The organism is Pseudarthrobacter sp. TE3704, from assembly GCF_056279405.1.
Window position 1 is genome coordinate 70781 of sequence record NZ_JBWCCJ010000006.1, and the last position, 17559, is coordinate 88339.

Consider the following 17559-nt stretch of genomic DNA (forward strand, 5'->3'; position numbering starts at 1 on the left):
CAGGAGCTCCGCTGCCACCACCGCGGCACCCACCGTGACAGCACCGGCGGCCCCCGCAAAGCGGCGCCGGGAGCGTTGCGTTAACTCTTGCGGCCGGTGGCTGCCGGCGCGCTCCCCAAGGCCCGTGCCGCCGTCGTGCGTTTCCTGCTGTGGCTGGGAGCTGTTCACACCTCCAGCATAGGTTCGCAGCTGGCGGACAGCGCTGGCCGCAGGGGATTCTGCCTGCAGCCCACTCCGTGGTCATCGGTGTGATCTACGGCCTATCGTGGCGTAGCCTGAATTCATGACTGTCCAGCTAGGAATGCCGCAGCCCCGGGAGGATGGCCGGTCGGTCCCGGCTGCCCGCCCGGCGGATGCCGGCGCCGGGCTTGTGGACCGGTACGGCCGCCGTGCTACCGACATGCGGCTGTCCCTCACGGACAAATGCAACCTCCGCTGCACCTACTGCATGCCGGCGGAAGGGCTGGAATGGCTCGCGAAGCAGGCCGTCATGACAGCCGACGAGATCGTCCGGATTGTCCGGATCGGTGTGGACCACCTCGGCGTCCGCGAACTGCGGCTTACCGGCGGTGAACCGCTGGTCCGGCACGACTTGGTGGACATCATCACGGAGCTGCGTCAGAACCATCCCGCCCTGCCCATCTCGATGACAACTAACGCTGTGGGCCTGGCGAAGAAGGCTGCCCCACTGAAGGCTGCCGGGCTGACGCGCATCAACGTGTCGCTGGACTCCCTGCACGAGGAAACTTTCACCAAACTGACGCGCCGGCCGTTCCTGGACCAGGTCCTGGCCGGCGTGGATGCCGCATGGGAGGCCGGGCTGGGCCCGGTCAAGCTCAATGCCGTGCTGATGAGGGGCATCAATGATGCCGAAGCGCCGTCGCTGCTCGCCTGGGCGCTGGGGCGCGGGTACGAGCTGCGCTTCATCGAACAGATGCCGCTGGACGCCGACCACGGCTGGACGCGGCGCAACATGATCACGGCGGCGGAGATCCGCGGCCTGCTGTCCGCCGACTTCGTCCTCACCCCTGATCCCCGGGCCCGTGACGGCGCCCCTGCCGAACGCTTTGAAGTACGACGCCGGGTGGCCGGGACTGCTGATTCCACCGGTCCGGTGCTGGGAACCGTAGGAATTATTGCCTCAGTGACGGAGCCGTTCTGCTCGGACTGCCGCCGCACCCGGATTACCGCCGAGGGCAAGATCATGAGCTGCCTGTTCTCTCGGGAAGAATTCGATCTCCTGGGCCTCCTGCGGTCAGGTGCCGGCGACGATGACCTGGCACGGCGGTGGCAGGATGCCATGTGGATCAAACCAAAGGCCCACGGCATGGACCATGTGGGACTTGACGCTCCGGACTTCGTCCAGCCGGACCGCAGCATGAGCGCCATCGGGGGCTGAATTGTGATGAACGTACGTTACTTCGCTGCCGCGCGCGCTGCTGCGGGTGTTGAGGAAGAAAAGTTCGACCTGCCGGAAGGCGCTACCGTGGCGGAGCTGCTCGAAGCCGTCCTGTCCGTGGAGCGCCCCGAACCGCCTGCCGGCACTCCCCCGCTGGCCCGCATCCTGTCGCGCAGCAGCTTCCTGCTCAACGAGGTGGCGGTGCGCGACCAGTCAACCGTTGTGGGACCCGATGATGTGGTTGACGTGCTGCCTCCGTTCGCTGGCGGATAAAGCCCTCACCGCGCCGTATTTCTATAGTGGGCGGTTTTCGTAGCGGCTCGATTTCCCAGCGGCTCGTGGCATATCCGCCCCTTGGTCATGCCGCGGATCCGCCCGACGGAGTGCTGGCGGCCAGAATGTCAGTGCCTCCCGCGATGATTCTTGTATGGGAAACGGCGGGGGCTCCGGAGCTGACGGGACAGCGCTGTTTCCTGCCGTCGCAGCTGCTCCACCACAAATTGTCAGTGCCTCCCGCGATGATTCTTCTATGGGAAACGGCGCGGTCATGGCAGCACCAATGGAGGGTATTTTTGCCACCACGGCTGCCATCAACGCGCTGTTCCTTGAAGAGGAAGCCCTTGCGGCTGCTTCACTGGGGGCTGATGGCGGCGACAGCATTGATCTGCTGGACCGGTTCTACCGGAACCGGTTGGAGCGGCTGGGCCTGGAAAAGCGACTCGAGGCGCAGGTCGCCGCGCTCAAGGCCCGCGATGCCGTCCAGTGCCTCGACCTGCAGCAGGCCATGACGCCGCCCGGCGCCTCCACCCACGACCGCACCTACGCGGAAATATCGGCAGTGGAAGAAATCGCCGGGATCCTGACCGTCAGCTCCGGGGCAGCGGCCGCGTTCCTGGCCCAGTCCCGTCGGGTGTGCTCGCTGCCTACCGCCTTTGAGGCGCTGTCCACCGGGTCCCTCTCATGGCAGCACGCCCGGGTCATCGCCGACGAAACCGAGAACCTGGACCACGCCGGCGCTGTGGCCTTGGCGGATCATTTTTTGGACCCGGATGCGCCGAATCCTGCGCGGGGCTGTCCGGCTGGGCAGCTGGTGCCTTCACGGTTGAGGTCAAAGGTACGGGCTTGGCGGGAACGGCATCATCCGGAGTCAATCGAGAAACGGCACGCCAAGGGTGTTGCGGACCGGCGGGTCGAATTCACCCCTGACCGGGACGGCATGGCGTGGATCTCGGCCTACCTCCCGGCCGATTCCGCGTTGGCGGCCTGGAACAAAACCACGGCCATCGCCCGCGGCCTGCAAGGCCCCAACGAAACCCGAACCCTTACTCAGATTAAAGCTGACGAGTTCACCCGCCGCATCCTCGGCACCGGCACCACCGCCAGGGCGGCGGGCCGCACCGCGGGGGCCAGCGGGGCGGACGACAGGATCCCGGATAGCAACAGCGCGGGCGCCTGCCACACCGGCATCCGCATCCCCGGGCAGGCCTCCCATGACAACGGTGCGGCTGTCCAACAACTCCCCGAAGGGTTCATCGGGCTTGCCACGCTCGATGGGTCCGACGAACCAGCAGCAGACCTCGGCATCCCCGACGCCCTGGCAGCGGCGTCCATGGAGGCGAGCAGCGCCGGCGACCACGGAACCACGAGCCTTAGCGATCCCGCAACCAGCGCGTTTTTCGGCGACCCGGAAGTCGGGAAGATTCCGACCCCGCGGACGGACGTCATCGTCACCGTCCCCGTGTACGCCCTGATCGGCCAAACCGACGAACCCGCCAACCTCGACGGTTACGGCCCCATCCCCGCGTCCATGGCCCGCAAACTCCTCACAGAAGGCGCAGATTCCTTCACCCGCGTCCTCATCGACCCACGCGACGGAGCACCCCTCGAAATAGGCCGCACCAGCTACCGGATCACCAAAGCAATGCGACAAGCCATGGCCCTCAGGGACGGCAAATGCACCTTCCCCGGCTGCAACAACAACGCCCTGGACAACGACACCGACCACCTCACCGCCTGGCAACACGGCGGAACAACCGGCATCAGCAACCTGGCACAACTCTGCCCAAAGCACCACCGCCTCAAACACAACAGCGGCTGGACACCCACAGAAGCAACAAGAACCAAACCACCAGGCTGGACGTCACCCACCGGCCGCCACTACACCAGCGAACAACCCGACCGGGAACAAACCATCTGGCCGGACAACATACTGGTTCAGGAAATGAACAACGTGCCGCATCTGCTGGAACCACCCTGTGAAGAACCAGAAGACAACAACCTCATCGACGCCGACGACATCGCACCCTACGACCCCGCGTGGGACGACTTCTACGCCACGCCCATCGTCCTGCCACTGGACCCACAAAAGGACATGGCCCTGGAAAACTGGGACGTGGGGAACTGTATTCCGCTCCTGACGTGAATTTGTACTGGCATGAACCAGGCGCCTAGCTCATCAGAAAGTGTCCTCGGGAACTTCGGCCGTCAGGCCCGGCTGAATGTTGAGGTCATGAACGGGGTGTAGGCCGAGCCTGTACCGTCAGCGCCGGCGTCTTCAGCGCTGCCGCCGGGCGCCACTCTGGAAGGCCCGCGCGACCTCAGCTCGGTCACATGCGTCAGCACGTCACCGTCAAGGCGCACGGAGTGCCGGGTCCAGCCGGCACTCCCGTGACGTTCCACCCGGAGGACGCCGTCGTGCCAGGTACAACGGGCCGGACCCTCGGGCGCAGGGCCATGACTGTCCACGTAGTACCAGAAGACGTCCTGGTGATCCGGATCCATAGTGAAGATCCCGTGGCCTTCGAAATGCGTCCCGTCAGCTTCGAGGTGGCGGTAGCTCTGCACCACGGCGAAGCCACCGGCCACGCGCCTGTAGGTTACCTCGGCGTCGACGGTTCGCTCCGGCCCCCACGGGCCAGCCGCGAGACGGGTGCTTCCCCGCCAACGGCCGAGGAGGCTGGACAGTGCCGGGTGATCATGGGCTGAGGGGGGTTCACTCATGCGTTCCCCCCTCACACCAGTTCCCACACCGCGCAGCAACGACGGATGGCCCCATCGTAAGCCCGCGCAGCCTTAATACGTGTGGCTTGGGGGTGAAGGTCAGAGACCGAAGGTTTCCGTCTCCTCGAACGGGCCGACCACAGTAACTGTCCGGGGGGCCGCCGCGAGCTCGGCTGCCAGGTCCTGGACCTGCTCCGCAGTCACCGCCTTGATGAGACGGAGCGTCTCGTCGATGTCCTGGTACTCACCGGAAACGAGTTCTGCACGGCCCAGGCGGGACATCCGCGAACCGGTGTCCTCCAAGGCAAGCACGATGCCGCCGCACAGCTGGCCGACCGCCTTGCGGAGCTCGTCATCGGAAATGCCGTCCTCGGCGAGCTTGTCCAGCTCAACACCCAGCAGCTCCAGCACCTGCCGCACCTTCGACGGCGTGCACCCGGCGTACATGCCGAAGTAGCCGGCATCAGCGTAGGAGGACGCAAACGAATAGGTGGAGTAGACCAGGCCACGCTTCTCGCGGATCTCCTGGAACAGCCTGGACGACATGCCCCCGCCCAGGACAGCATTCAGGACGCTCATCACGTAGCGGCGGTCGTCGGTTGCGACGATGGTGGGGCAGCCCATGATGATGTTGGCCTGCTCCACGGCGCGCTTGACCACGTGCAGACCCGCGGTGCCGGTGATGAGGGCGCGTTCGGTTGAGCGGCGCTTCACGGGTGAGGCGTTCGTCTCCAGCGACCAGCCGGCCGATTCAAGGGCGTCAACCACAAGGTCGCAGACGACGTCGTGGTCCAGCCCGCCGGCGGCGGTGATGACGAGTTCGTCCGGCCGGTAGTAGCGCCGGTAATGCTCCCAGACGGAGTCGCGGGCAACGGCCTTGATCGCGGCGGGGGTCCCGCCGATGGGCCGGCCCAGGGGGTGGCTCCCGAGGACGGCCGAGACGAAGTGCTCATGGGCGACGTCCGTGGGGTCGTCGCTGTCCATGGCGATTTCCTCGAGGATGACGTCCCGTTCCTGCTCCATCTCGGCAGGGTCCAGGACCGCGCCGGTAATCATGTCCGCAATGACATCGATGGCCATCGGCAGGTCCGTATCGAGGACCCGGGCGAAGTAGCAGGTGCTTTCCTTCGCAGTGGCGGCGTTGGACTCGCCGCCCACCTCGTCGAAGGCTGAAGCGATTTCCAGGGCGGTGCGGCGCTTGGTGCCCTTGAACAGCAGGTGTTCCAGGAAGTGGGTGGAGCCGTGCTGGCCAGGTGCTTCGTCGCGGGACCCTACGCCGACCCAGAAACCGATGGTGGCCGACCTCTGCCCGGGCATCGCCTCTGTCAGCACCCGCACTCCGCCGGGCAGCACCGAACGCCGGACTTCGGAGCCGCCGTCGGAACCGTGGACCAGGGTATCGCCGCGATGGTTCTGCTCGAGAGGCAGGGGTACAACAGTCATTGAGGCCTTTCAAAGGGGCAGCCGGGATCTGGCTGCCATCGTAACAGCGGCGGGACCGGTGGATCATCCACCGGCCCCGCCGATTCATGCTTGTGCCGGAAACCGGGCTGTTAGACGTCAGCGCCTTCAGCAGGTTCCGTGGTGTGGGCGCGCTCGGTCTCAGCCGCGCCTTCCTCCTCGGCTACCACCGGGGCGAGCGAGAGCTTTCCGCGGTCGTCGATCTTGGTGATTTCCACCTGGACCTTCTGGCCGACGGAAACGACGTCATCCACGTTGTCCACGCGCTTGCCGTTGGCCAGCTTGCGCAGTTCGGAGATGTGCAGGAGGCCGTCCTTGCCCGGGGTCAGCGACACGAAGGCACCGAAGGTGGTGGTCTTGACGACCGTACCCAGGTAACGCTCGCCGATTTCCGGGACCTGCGGGTTCGCGATGGCGTTGATGGCGGAGCGTGCTGCGTCTGCAGACGGGCCATCCGTGGCGCCGATGTAGACCGTGCCGTCATCCTCGATGGAGATGTCCGCGCCGGTGTCTTCCTGGATCTGGTTGATCATCTTGCCCTTGGGGCCAATGACCTCGCCGATCTTGTCCACGGGGATCTTCACGGCGATAACGCGCGGTGCGAACTCGGAAAGCTCGTCCGGGGTGTCGATGGCCGAGTTGATGACATCCAGGATGTGCAGGCGTGCTTCGCGGGCCTGCTTAAGTGCTGCTGCCAGCACCGAGGCGGGGATGCCGTCCAGCTTGGTGTCCAGCTGGATGGCCGTGACGAATTCGGACGTACCGGCAACCTTGAAGTCCATGTCACCGAAGGCATCTTCGGCGCCGAGGATGTCGGTCAGGGCTGCGTAGCGGGTCTGGCCGTCCACCTGGTCGGAAACCAGGCCCATGGCGATACCGGCGACGGCGGCCTTCAGGGGCACACCGGCGTTCAGCATCGACAGGGTTGAAGCACACACGGAACCCATCGACGTCGAGCCGTTGGAGCTGAGGGCCTCAGACACCTGGCGGATGGCGTACGGGAATTCCTCGCGGGACGGCAGCACCGGCACGAGGGCGCGCTCTGCCAGGGCACCGTGGCCGATTTCGCGGCGCTTGGGCGAACCCACGCGGCCGGTCTCACCGGTGGAGTACGGCGGGAAGTTGTAGTTGTGCATGTAGCGCTTGCGCGTCACGGGAGACAGCGAGTCGATCTGCTGTTCCATCTTCAGCATGTTCAGCGTGGTGACACCCATGATCTGGGTCTCGCCGCGCTCGAAGATGGCCGAACCGTGGACGCGGGGCAGAACCTCAACCTCGGCGGTGAGCTGACGGATGTCCGTCAGGCCACGGCCGTCGATGCGGATCTGGTCCTTCAGGATGCGCTGGCGGACAACCTGCTTGGTCACCGAGCGGAACGCTGCGGAAACTTCCTTTTCGCGGCCTTCGAACTGGCCGGCGAGGGAGGAAACCACTTCATCCTTGAGCGCATCCGAAGCGTCGTTGCGCTCCGTCTTGTCTGCGATCTGGAAGATAGCCGACAGCTTGTCAGCGGCGGCAGCCTCAACAGCGGCGTAAACGTCGTCCTCGTAGTCCAGGAAGACCGGGAACTCAACGGTGGGCTTGGCTGCACGGGCGGCCAGGTCCGCCTGGGCGTCGCAGAGTGCCTTGATGAACGGCTTGGCAGCCTCGAGGCCCTCGGAGACAACCTCTTCGGTGGGGGCGGTGGCGCCCTGTTCCTTGATGAGGTTCCAGGAGTTGTCCGTCGCTTCGGCTTCGACCATCATGATGGCGACGTCGTCACCGGCGATGCGGCCGGCCACAACCATGTTGAAGACGGAGTTTTCCAGCTGGGAGTGCTTGGGGAAAGCAACCCACTGCGACCCGTTTTCGTCAGCAACCAGGGCAACGCGGACGCCGCCGATGGGGCCGGAGAACGGCAGGCCGGACAGCTGGGTGGACATCGAGGAGGCGTTGATGGCCACAACGTCGTACAGCTCGTCCGGGTTGATCGCCAGGACGGTGACCACGATCTGGACCTCGTTGCGCAGGCCCTTGATGAAGGCGGGGCGCAGCGGGCGGTCCATGAGCCGGCAGGCCAGGATGGCTTCGGTGGACGGACGTCCTTCACGGCGGAAGAACGAGCCCGGGATGCGGCCGGCAGCGTACATGCGCTCTTCGACGTCGACCGTCAGCGGGAAGAAGTCGAAGCCTTCACGCGGGTGCTTGCCGGCGGTGGTGGCGGACAGCAGTGCGGTGTCTTCGTCGATGTACACCATGGCTGCGCCGGCTGCCTGCTTGGCGAGGCGGCCGGTTTCGAAGCGGATTACACGCTTGCCAAAGCGGCCATTGTCAATGACTGCTTCTGAGAACTGGATTTCGGGACCCTCCAAGAGAGTCACCTCCGTTTCTTTCTTACGGAGTCCAGCCGCATCAACCCAGCCAGCATCTGTCTACTGGCCCTGCACCCGGTCATCGATCGAGACCCACGGGCCGGGGCTTCAGTCGACGAAGCCTTCCCGGGGATCACTACCGAGGACCGCGAATGCGTGATGCGGTTGATCCTCCTGTTTAGTTTTTATTTGAAGAAGGCGGCCCGTTCCATGCCGGAAAGGGCCGCCCCCAAAGTGCGACTAGCGGCGCAGGCCGAGGCGCTCGATGAGCGAACGGTAGCGGGCGATGTCGGTCTTCTTGAGGTAGCTCAGCATGCGCTTGCGGCGACCAACCATGGCCAGCAGACCGCGCTGGGTGTGGTAGTCGTGCTTGTGCTCCTTCATGTGCTCAGTCAGATCCTTGATCCGCTGGGTCAGGACAGCAACCTGGACCTCGGGTGAACCCGTGTCGCCTTCGCCGGTTGCGTATTCCTTGATGATGGACTGCTTTACAGCGGCGTCAAGTGCCACAATAACTCCTAGTAAATGTGCCGTGAGGGCCCAGGTCAGAAAATCACTGCCGGGTCTGCCGCCGCGGCATAACCCCCGGAAGAACCGGGATGCCGTACGCAACAGGAACCAGCCGCCACGGACTGCAGCCGGATCCATCGTCCAGTTTACCGGCCGCGGCCTAATGTTGTCGAAACAGGGGCGCAGGAGAGCCGTTGCAGGAAGACGGTGCCCCGGTCAGCCCTGGAGCCGGTCCCGGATGGCTGCCATCCCGTGCAGCACTTCCTGGAAACTGGTGCTAAGGGGCGACAGGCCAACCCGGATGCCGCGCGGCGACCGGAAATCGGGGATGACGTCGTCGTCCCACAGCGCTGCAACCGTTGCCTTCGTGAATCCGGGGTGGTCCACGGTGATGTGGCTGCCCCGCTCCCCTGGATCGCGTGGCGTTGCCAGTTCAGCCCCCAGGGGTGCCAGCCATTCATCGAACACCTCGACGGCGAACCCCGTCAGCTGTACCGACTTCTTCCGGATGGCCGCCATGGACGCTTCCTCGATGAGGTCCAGGGTGCCGCGCATGGCCAGCATCCCGAAGATTGCGGGAGTGCCGCTCAGGAATCCCCTGATGCCCGCCGCAGGCTCATACCCGGCCGCCATCTCAAAGGCATCCTTCCGGCCCATCCAGCCCCAGATGGGCTGGTTGAGCGAGGTCAGGTGCCGCTGGTTGACGTAGGCGAACGCGGGCGAGCCCGGACCGCCGTTGAGGTACTTGTACGTGCAGCCGGCAGCAAAGTCCACGCCCGCGCCGTCCAGGTCGATCTCCACGGACCCCGCGGAATGGCAAAGGTCCCACACCACCAGCGCGCCGGCGTCGTGCACGGCGGCAGTGATGCCCGGAAGGTCCGCCAGGTGGCCGGAGCGGTAGGCGATCTGGCTCAGGAGTACGACGGCGGTGCGCGGCCCCGTTGCGTCGCGCACCTGGTCAACGGTCACCCCTGCGGCGGGATCTGTTTCGATCCAGCGGAGCGTGAGGCCCTCCTCCAGCGCTATGCCTTCCACGAGGTAGCGGTCCGTGGGAAAGTTCTCGGTGTCCAGGACCAGTTCGTTGCGGTCCGGGTCGGCCACCGCCGCCAGTGCCGCGCGGATCATCTTGTACAGGACCACGGTGGTGGAGTCGGCGATGATGGTCTGGCCCGGGGCGGCACCCAGGACCGCCCGGCCCAGCTGGTCGCCGATGGCCTGCGGCAGCTCCAGCCACTCCTCGTCCCAGCCGCGGATCAGGCGCCCGCCCCAGCCGTCGCGGATAAACACCGCAATGTCCTCGGGAGTCCGTTTCAGCGGGCGTCCCAGGGAGTTGCCGTCCAGGTAGGACAACGGCGTGTCGGTGCCGATGAAGTGGCCACGGAAACGGGCCAGCGGATCCTGCCGGTCCAGCTCTGCGGCACGCTGCTGCAGTGCATGGCCTGTTGCCGGGGAGGGATGTGCCTGCTCAATGCTCATTGTCCGATCTCCGTCCTGACAGCGAATAATTCCGGGAAAAAAGTCAGTTCCAGGGCCTTTTGAAGGAAGGCCGCGCCGCTGGAGCCGCCGGTTCCGGATTTCATGCCGATGGTCCGCTGGACCGTCCGCAGGTGGCGGAAGCGCCACAGCTGGAAGTTGTCCTCAAGGTCAACGAGCTCCTCACAGGCTTCGTAGGCGCCCCAGTTGTCCGCGGCGTGCTCGTAGATGTGCTTGAAGAGCGGCACCAGGTCCGGGGTGAACTCGTGTGCCTTGGTGACGTCGCGTTGCAAAACGGCGGGGGGAACATCGAATCCCTGGCGTGCAAGGTAGGCGAGGAATTCGTCGTAGATGCTGGGCGCGGCGAGCAACTCCTCCAGCATGGCGTGCGCCTCGGGATCTGATTCGAAGACCGGAAGCATTTTGCGGTTCTTGTTGCCCAGCACGAATTCCACGGCGCGGTACTGGCTGGACTGGAAACCGGAGGAGTTGCCCAGGAAGCCGCGGAACTGTGAATACTCCGTGGGCGTCAGGGTGGCCAGGACGGACCACTGTTCCGTGAGGGTCTTCTGGATGTGCTTGACCCGCGCGATGCCCTTCAGCGCCGAGCCGAGGTCGTCCGCGCGAAGCCAGGCGGCGGCGCTCCGCAGCTCATGCAGCACGAGCTTCAGCCACAGTTCGGTGGTCTGGTGCTGGATGATGAACAGGAGCTCGTCATGGTGTTCGGGCTTGCTGACGGGCTGCTGCGCGCTCAACAGGGTGGGCAGCTGAAGGTAGGAGGCGTAACTCATCCTCGAGCTGAAGTCCCGGACGATCCCCTTGTCCAGCTTGCGGGTGTTCTTCTCGACGGACACGTGCTGCCTTTCCTTGCTGACACCCTGGCAGGCCTGCCAGGGTGGCGGGGGTCTGAACCGGGGCCGTCCAGGTGGCAGGTCAGCGGCTCATCAGCGCCTGGTCAGCAGATCATGTGCCTGGACAACGTCCAGCTTCATCTGGTCAACCAGGGCCTCAGGCCCACGGTAGGCCACCATGCCGCGGAGCCGCTCCACAAATTCAACAATTACTGTCTGGCCGTACAGATCGAAGTCCTCAACGGCTTCCCTGGGCCGGTCGATGACGTGCGCCTCCACCTGCCGGCTGACGCCGTCGAACGTGGGGTTTGAGCCCACGGAGATGGCCGCGGGCCAGCGTTTGCCGGCCTGGTCAACCAGCCATCCGGCGTAGATCCCGTCGGCGGGGATCAGCCCGCTCGAATCGGACGCGAGGTTGGCCGTGGGGAACCCGAGGGCGCGTCCCCGCGCGGCGCCGTGGACAACCTCGCCGCGCATCCGGTGCGGGCGGCCCAGCACGGCCGCGGCGGTGGTGACGTCGCCTTCCTGCAGGGCTTCGCGGACCCAAGTGGACGAGCAGCGGCGGTCCTTGCCGTCGTCGTCATGCAGGGGGTAGCCCTCGGAGCCAAACTCGCTGATGACCTGCACCTCGAACCCGAACTTCTGGCCGAGCATCTTCATGGTGTCCAGGTCGCCCGAGTTGCCCCGGCCGAAGCGGGCGTCATGGCCGATCACCACATGGCTGGCGTGCAGGCAGTCCACCAGGTACTGCTCCACGAATTCCTCGGCTGTCAGGCTGGCCAGGTCCAGCGAATACTTCACCACCAGGACGGCGTCCAGGCCGAGTTCGCCCAGGGCCTCGAGTTTGTCGTCCAGGCCCATGATTAGCTGCGGCGCGGCTTCGGGGCGGTGGACCAGCGCGGGATGCGGGTCAAAGGTGACGGCAACCGCCCTGGCATGGGTGAGCCGGGCTGAGCGGATCAGCTGGGACAGCACCTGCTGATGCCCGCGGTGAACGCCGTCGAAGTTCCCAAAGGTGACAACAGATGGGCCGAAGTCCGCCGGGACTTCGGACGGATCGTTCCAGATGTAGACCATCACCCTCGCCTTTAACTGCCTGCAAGCATCAACAATCCGCAGCCATGCCGGCCGCGGAACTCTTCAAGGTTACCCGCATTCACAGCGCGGTTTTCCCCTGCGATGGCCTGCGCCGGTACAGCCACACCAATCCGAGAATCGGGAGCAGCAGGGGGATGAAGCCGTAGCCGCGGCCAAAGAGGGACCACACGGTTTCGTGCGGGAACGCCACGGAGTCGAACACGCTCAGGGCACCCACCACCAGCACGCCCACGAGTTCCACCAGCACGGCGGCGAGGGACACCTTGAACCAGGTGCTGCCTGCCTTGGCAAGGGACACCGTGGCCGCGACGTAGACCAGGGCGGCGAAGGCGGAGAGCAGGTATGCCAGCGGAGCCTCGGAGAACTTGGTGAGGATCTGGTAGCCGGCGCGTGCCGAGGCAGAAATGGCGAAGACGGCGTACACCGCGATCAGCAGGCGCCCGGGACCGGTGTTGCGGGTGTTCCGGGCGGGGGCGTCACCGATGGCGGTGCGCGGGTGCTGCTCTTTCACGTTGTGTGCTTCTTCCACTTCAGTACCAGATCTGGTTCATGCGGGCGGCCATCACCAGGGCGGTCACGCCGACGGCGGCCAGGACGAAATTGCTCCACCGTGTCCGTTCCAGGATGGACCAGTAGACGGCGGCCGGGGGCAGGAGCATGGCGGTGGCGAGGTAGCCCCAGAATTCCCAGGCTTCACCGGCAATGGGTTCGCCGGCGATGACGCGGATGATGGAACCCACAAGGTAGACCACCAGGGCGACTTCGACGGCCGCCACCGACAGGATGGTGATGTCGTTGGGCGCCTTCTTAAGGATGCCCGCCGCCAGGCAGATCCCGGTGGACACCAGACCCACCACCAGGATGATGTAGAAATAGGCGTCCATCTAAGCTTCCCCGGCGTTGGTGACCGCTGGGCTGCCGTCGCCGGGTGCGAAGACCAGGACGGGTTTGGCGTAGCTTCCGGCGTCCGCCAGGAGGGCCACCAGGCTTCCGTCGGGCGCGAAGGCGGCGGCGGGACGGTCGGCGGTGGCCGCCGCGGGACTTCCCGGGGCTGCGCCGGCGGCAATGCGCCGGCCAAAGGAAATCTCCGTTGTTTCCTCGGGGGTGAGCTCCCGGTTGGGCATCAGCGCCCGGGCCGCCTGGGACATGTCCAGGACGTTGAGTTCCTCGGCAAGCTGTTCGAGGGTGCGGGCCTGGTCCAGCGAGTACGGGCCAACATGGGTGCGGCGGAGCGCGGTGAGGTGGCCGCCCACGCCCAGGGTGTTGCCCAGGTCCCGGGCAAGGGCACGGATGTACGTTCCGGAAGAGCATTCCACCGTGACATCAACGTCAAGGAACCCGGCTGCTTCATCCCGGCGGATGCCGTGCACCTCAAAACGGTGGATGGTGACGGGGCGGGCGGCGAGCTTAACATCCTCTCCGGACCGGACCCGCGCATAGGCGCGTTCACCGTTAACTTTGATGGCGCTGACGCTGCTGGGCACCTGCTGGATGTCGCCCGTAAGTGCGGCGACGCCGTCGTGGATTGCCTGCTCGCCCACCGCAGCGGTGGGGGCCGTGGCAGTCACTTCGCCCTCGGCGTCGTCCGTCACCGTGGACTGGCCCAGGCGGATGGTGGCGGTGTAGGTCTTGGAGGTGCCCACGATGTAGGTGAGCAGGCGGGTGGCCTTGTTGATGCCGACCACCAGCACTCCGGTGGCCATCGGATCCAGGGTCCCCGCGTGCCCCACTTTCCGGGTACCTGCGAGGCGCCGCATCCGGCCAACCACATCATGGCTGGTCCATCCCTGCGGCTTGTCCACTATCACCAGTCCAGAAAGCACGCCTCCCAGTATATCGGCGCTGGTGGGGCCGCCCGCGCACCCGCCGGTTAGGATGGCAGGCATGCCTGAGCTTGCCGCCCATGTCCGCGACGTGCCCGTCAACCAGATCCGCGAGATCACCGAGGCGGCATGGCGTACCCCGGGCGCACTGGTTCTCAGCATCGGGGAACCGGGGTTCCCGCTCCCCCGCCATGTCCTGGAGGCCGGCATGGCCTGCCTGGACAGGGACGAGACCAACTACACCCCCAACGCCGGCATCCCTGCCCTGCGGGAAGCCTTTGCGGCCAGGTTCCGCAAGGAGCAGGGATGCGACGTCGGCGCGGACCGGGTCTACGTGGTGGCCGGCGCGCAGCAGGGCCTGCACCTGGCCATGAGCCTGCTGCTCTCCCCCGGCGACGAGATCCTGATCCCCAACCCGGGCTATCCCACGTTCGCCATGACGGGCAGGCTCCTGAACGCCGTCCCCGTGGGCTACCCGCTGTACCCGGACAACGGCTTCCAGCCCAGGGAGGAAGACCTTGAGGCCCTCATCACGGACCGGACCAGGGTCCTGGTCCTGAACTCGCCATCCAACCCGCTGGGCGCGGTCCTTGGCGGGGACCTGACCCGGGAGCTGATGGACCTGGCCCGCCGGCACGATCTGTGGGTGATTTCCGACGAATGCTACGAGGCCTTTACCTACGACGTTCCGCACATCAGCCCGGCAAGGTTCGACGGCGGGACGCCCGGTGAAGCGCGCGTCTTCACCTCCCTGACGCTGTCCAAGACCTACGGCCTCACCGGCCTGCGGATCGGCGCGCTGGTGTGCCCTCCCGGACTGAAGCAGAAGATGGACAACGTGATGGAGTCGATCGTTTCCTGCGTGGCGGCGCCGTCGCAGTATGCCGCGCTCGCGGCCCTCACCGGTCCCCAGGACTACGTGCAGCATGCCTCCGGGCACTACAGGGAGAACCGGGACGCTGCCTCTGCCGTCCTCGATTCCCTGGGGATTCCGTACCTGCAGGCCCAGGGTGCGTTCTACCTGTGGGCTGACGTCTCGCACGTCAGCGGCGGCGATGTGCGGAGCTGGGTGCGCCGCTTCCTGGCGGACTCGGGTGTTGCGCTGGCCCCCGGTACCGCATTCGGATCCATCGGCGAGGGCTGGGTGCGCATTGCGCTGTGCGGGCGGAAAGAGGAGCTGCTCGAGGGCCTGTCCCGGTTGCCGGCCCGGCAGCAGGCTTGAGCGCTCGTTTCGGATGCGGGTCCGCTTCAGATGCGGGTCCGCTTCAGCTGCGGTGACAACTAAAACCGGGTCAGCGGGCGGCGCCGGAGAGCGCCCCGTCCAGCCAGGACCGCAGGACGTCGGCGGGCGCCGCTCCGGCCTGCCTCGCAGCGACCCTGCCGTCCACCAGCACCATCAACGTGGGGATGGCCTGCACGTCGAAGCGGCGGGACAGGCCAGGCGCCTTGTCCACGTCCACCTTCACCAGCTTGAGCCGGCCCGGCCGTTCGCGGGCCAGCTTGTCCAGGACGGGACTCACCATGCGGCACGGACCGCACCAGTCAGCCCAGAAGTCCACAAGCACCGGCACCGGCGACCGTTCCGCCACCGCCCCGAAGTCCGCGTCCCCGGCGTTCACGATCCACGGCAGCCCTGCCTTGCAGTTGCCGCAGCGCGGCTGGCCGGCCGCCTGCGCGGGAATCCTGTTGGTCTTTCCACAGGAGGGGCAGGCGATGAGTGTTGGTTCCATTCCTAGTACTCCTTGCGGTGCTTGTGGGCGCCCCACGCCTGGAAGGGGGCGTCCGACGCCGGAACATCGCCCCGGGTGACCGGCATCAGTTCCGGGCGGGTTCCGCTGAAGTACTCGTAGAAGAGAGCATCGTCGAAACCGGCGGCAGCGGCACCGTGGCGGTCCGCCGCGAAGTAGACCCGCTCGACGCGCGCCCAAAGGGCTGAGGCAAGGCACAGCGGGCAGGGCTCACAGCTCGTGTAGAGAACGGCGCCATGGAGATCGAACGTGCCGCGTGCCGCAGCGGCGGTGCGGATGGCCACCACCTCGGCGTGGGCCGTGGGATCGTTGTCGCGGGTCACCCGGTTGACGCCCTCATACACGCGGCCGTCGGGAGTGACCACCACCGCGCCGAAAGGTCCGCCGCCATCCCCCACGTTACCGGTGGCCAGTTCCACGGCCTGCTTCAGGTAGCGGGCGGCGTCGTCGAAGTCTCTTGCCATGGTCATAGCTAGATCCTAGCCATGGGCTGGCTGTTAGGGGGTGAAATTAGGGGGCGCATTAGGGGGAAAGTCCCCACGACATTCTTGACCGGCAGGCATATTCTGGCGCCCGGGGGTTTCCGAATTTTTGCCTCTCGCGAGGCTCCTTATCCGGCCCGCCAGGGCGTCAACCCGGAGTACCCAATGAAGAGAAAGCTCACCCTGATCGCGTGTTTGGCAACCGCGGCTGTCATAGCCCCGGCAAGCGCCTCCGTGGCGTCCGACCGGGACCACCGCCACGAGCCGGAGGCCACGGAGCTCGCCGGCGGGCTCGTTTCACCGCTGCACCTCGCCGTCGGAACCAATAAATCCGTGCTGGTGACCCAGGATTTCGCGGGGAAGCTCAGCCGCGTCAACAGGGACAAGACCGTAACCAATATCTACCAGGCTGCTACTGGCTTCGGCGTGGCGGGGGTGGAAACCCGCGGCGCCACCACGTTCTTCCTCGAAACTGCCGGTGCCGGCTCACCGAATCCTGCCGAGCTGAAGGGCTTTTTGAAAGCAATCAACCCGCGCGGAGATGTCCGGCAGATAGCTGACCTGGCCGAACATGAGCGGAAGAACAATCCGGATGCAGGCCAGGAGTATGGGTTCGGACGGGACGCCAGCACTAAGTGCCTGGACCAGGCGGCAGCGATTGCGGATGCACCACCGGCACGGTACAACGGCGCCCTGGACTCGAATGCCTACGCCACGGCTGTCCAAGGCAACACGGCTTATGTCGCCGACGCCGGAGCAAACGCTGTCCTGAAGGTCAACATCCACTCCGGCGCCGTCAGCACAGTGGCAGTCCTGCCTCCTAGACCGTCAGTCCTCACTGCAGACGCCGCCGCCGCCTTAAAGGCGCCGGACTGCGCAAATTTCAAGTATGCTTTCGAACCCGTTCCGACTGACGTGGAAATCGGCCCGGACGGCTGGCTGTACGTGACATCGCTTCCCGGTGGACCTGAAGTCCCTGGCCTGGGCGCACGCGGCGCGGTCTTCAAGATCAACCCGTGGACCGGGCACACGAGGCTCTGGGTGGATGGCATCCTCAGTGCGACGGGCCTGGCAGTGGCTAACAATGGCGACGTGTATGTGGCGTCGCTGTTCGGCAACGAGATCCTGAAGTTCAGCGCCTGGAAGGGCCACCGGTCAGTGTTCCTTCCGGTCCCCGCGCCGGCCGACGTGGAGATCCACGGCCGAACGTTGTATGCGACGGTGGACGCATTCAACCCGGCTGCCCCACCGCCTCCCCCTGCCGAAGGTCGGGTGATCAAGGCCGACATCCGGTAGCAGCGCACTACGTTTTCTGGGAAGCAGAAGGCCCGGACCCGCAATTGCGGTCCGGGCCTTCTGCTGA

17 protein-coding genes are annotated in these 17559 nt (G+C 65.8%); 5 read left to right on the forward strand and 12 right to left on the reverse strand.

Annotated elements, in window-relative coordinates; genetic code table 11:
* The first annotated feature begins 283 nt into the window (after positions 1-283).
* The 3 genes from moaA (at position 284) to ACZ9BC_RS16510 (ending at position 3821) form a co-directional block, all read left to right on the forward strand.
* Positions 284-1399, forward strand: coding sequence for a GTP 3',8-cyclase MoaA (gene moaA / locus ACZ9BC_RS16500; protein ID WP_476246869.1), 1116 nt, complete (start codon positions 284-286; stop codon positions 1397-1399).
* A gap of 6 nt (positions 1400-1405) precedes the next feature.
* Entirely contained in the window at positions 1406-1672 is a 267-nt protein-coding gene (locus ACZ9BC_RS16505) for a MoaD/ThiS family protein (protein WP_115525037.1), read from the forward strand.
* Between the two features lie 274 nt (positions 1673-1946).
* Positions 1947-3821 (forward strand): HNH endonuclease signature motif containing protein, encoded by a 1875-nt coding sequence (locus tag ACZ9BC_RS16510; protein ID WP_476246870.1) that lies wholly within the window; start codon positions 1947-1949, stop codon positions 3819-3821.
* A 62-nt stretch (positions 3822-3883) separates the two neighbouring features.
* Here ACZ9BC_RS16510 and ACZ9BC_RS16515 read toward each other — a convergent pair whose 3' ends face one another.
* The 10 genes from ACZ9BC_RS16515 to truB form a co-directional block, all read right to left on the reverse strand.
* Positions 3884-4399, reverse strand: coding sequence for a DUF1579 family protein (locus tag ACZ9BC_RS16515; protein WP_476246871.1), 516 nt, complete (start codon positions 4397-4399; stop codon positions 3884-3886).
* A gap of 99 nt (positions 4400-4498) precedes the next feature.
* A complete protein-coding gene (locus ACZ9BC_RS16520; RefSeq protein ID WP_476246872.1) occupies positions 4499-5842 on the reverse strand; it encodes a M16 family metallopeptidase in 1344 nt (447 codons plus the stop codon).
* Between the two features lie 110 nt (positions 5843-5952).
* Positions 5953-8211, reverse strand: coding sequence for a polyribonucleotide nucleotidyltransferase (locus ACZ9BC_RS16525; protein WP_476247049.1), 2259 nt, complete (start codon positions 8209-8211; stop codon positions 5953-5955).
* Positions 8212-8451: 240 nt separating this feature from the next.
* Positions 8452-8721 (reverse strand): 30S ribosomal protein S15, encoded by a 270-nt coding sequence (gene rpsO, locus ACZ9BC_RS16530; RefSeq protein ID WP_013600532.1) that lies wholly within the window; start codon positions 8719-8721, stop codon positions 8452-8454.
* Positions 8722-8937: 216 nt separating this feature from the next.
* Positions 8938-10197, reverse strand: a complete 1260-nt coding sequence (locus ACZ9BC_RS16535) for a kynureninase (protein ID WP_476246873.1) — start codon at positions 10195-10197, stop codon at positions 8938-8940.
* A complete protein-coding gene (gene kynA / locus ACZ9BC_RS16540; protein WP_476246874.1) occupies positions 10194-11048 on the reverse strand; it encodes a tryptophan 2,3-dioxygenase in 855 nt (284 codons plus the stop codon). Before kynA ends, ACZ9BC_RS16535 begins: the two co-directional genes overlap by 4 nt.
* 90 nt (positions 11049-11138) lie before the next feature.
* Positions 11139-12122 carry a bifunctional riboflavin kinase/FAD synthetase gene (locus tag ACZ9BC_RS16545; protein ID WP_079595499.1) on the reverse strand — a complete coding sequence of 328 codons (984 nt, stop codon included), beginning with the start codon at positions 12120-12122 and terminating at the stop codon, positions 11139-11141.
* A gap of 79 nt (positions 12123-12201) precedes the next feature.
* Positions 12202-12654 (reverse strand): hypothetical protein, encoded by a 453-nt coding sequence (locus ACZ9BC_RS16550; protein WP_476246875.1) that lies wholly within the window; start codon positions 12652-12654, stop codon positions 12202-12204.
* Positions 12655-12673: 19 nt separating this feature from the next.
* Positions 12674-13027, reverse strand: a complete 354-nt coding sequence (locus tag ACZ9BC_RS16555; RefSeq protein WP_079595500.1) for a hypothetical protein — start codon at positions 13025-13027, stop codon at positions 12674-12676.
* Entirely contained in the window at positions 13028-13966 is a 939-nt protein-coding gene (gene truB, locus ACZ9BC_RS16560; RefSeq protein ID WP_476246876.1) for a tRNA pseudouridine(55) synthase TruB, read from the reverse strand.
* Positions 13967-14027: 61 nt separating this feature from the next.
* On the opposite strand from truB, the gene ACZ9BC_RS16565 reads away from it, so the two are divergent.
* Positions 14028-15188, forward strand: a complete 1161-nt coding sequence (locus ACZ9BC_RS16565; RefSeq protein ID WP_476246877.1) for a pyridoxal phosphate-dependent aminotransferase — start codon at positions 14028-14030, stop codon at positions 15186-15188.
* A 70-nt stretch (positions 15189-15258) separates the two neighbouring features.
* Here the strand turns inward: ACZ9BC_RS16565 and trxA are convergent, their stop codons facing one another.
* Both trxA and ACZ9BC_RS16575 read right to left on the reverse strand, forming a co-directional pair.
* A complete protein-coding gene (trxA, locus tag ACZ9BC_RS16570) occupies positions 15259-15696 on the reverse strand; it encodes a thioredoxin (protein WP_476246878.1) in 438 nt (145 codons plus the stop codon).
* A gap of 2 nt (positions 15697-15698) precedes the next feature.
* Positions 15699-16184 (reverse strand): nucleoside deaminase, encoded by a 486-nt coding sequence (locus ACZ9BC_RS16575; protein WP_476246879.1) that lies wholly within the window; start codon positions 16182-16184, stop codon positions 15699-15701.
* Between the two features lie 177 nt (positions 16185-16361).
* Between ACZ9BC_RS16575 and ACZ9BC_RS16580 the strand changes: the two genes are divergently transcribed.
* The gene (locus ACZ9BC_RS16580) at positions 16362-17492 is read left to right on the forward strand and encodes a ScyD/ScyE family protein (RefSeq protein WP_476246880.1); all 1131 of its coding nucleotides are present in this window, start codon (positions 16362-16364) and stop codon (positions 17490-17492) included.
* The last annotated feature ends 67 nt before the right edge of the window (positions 17493-17559 follow it).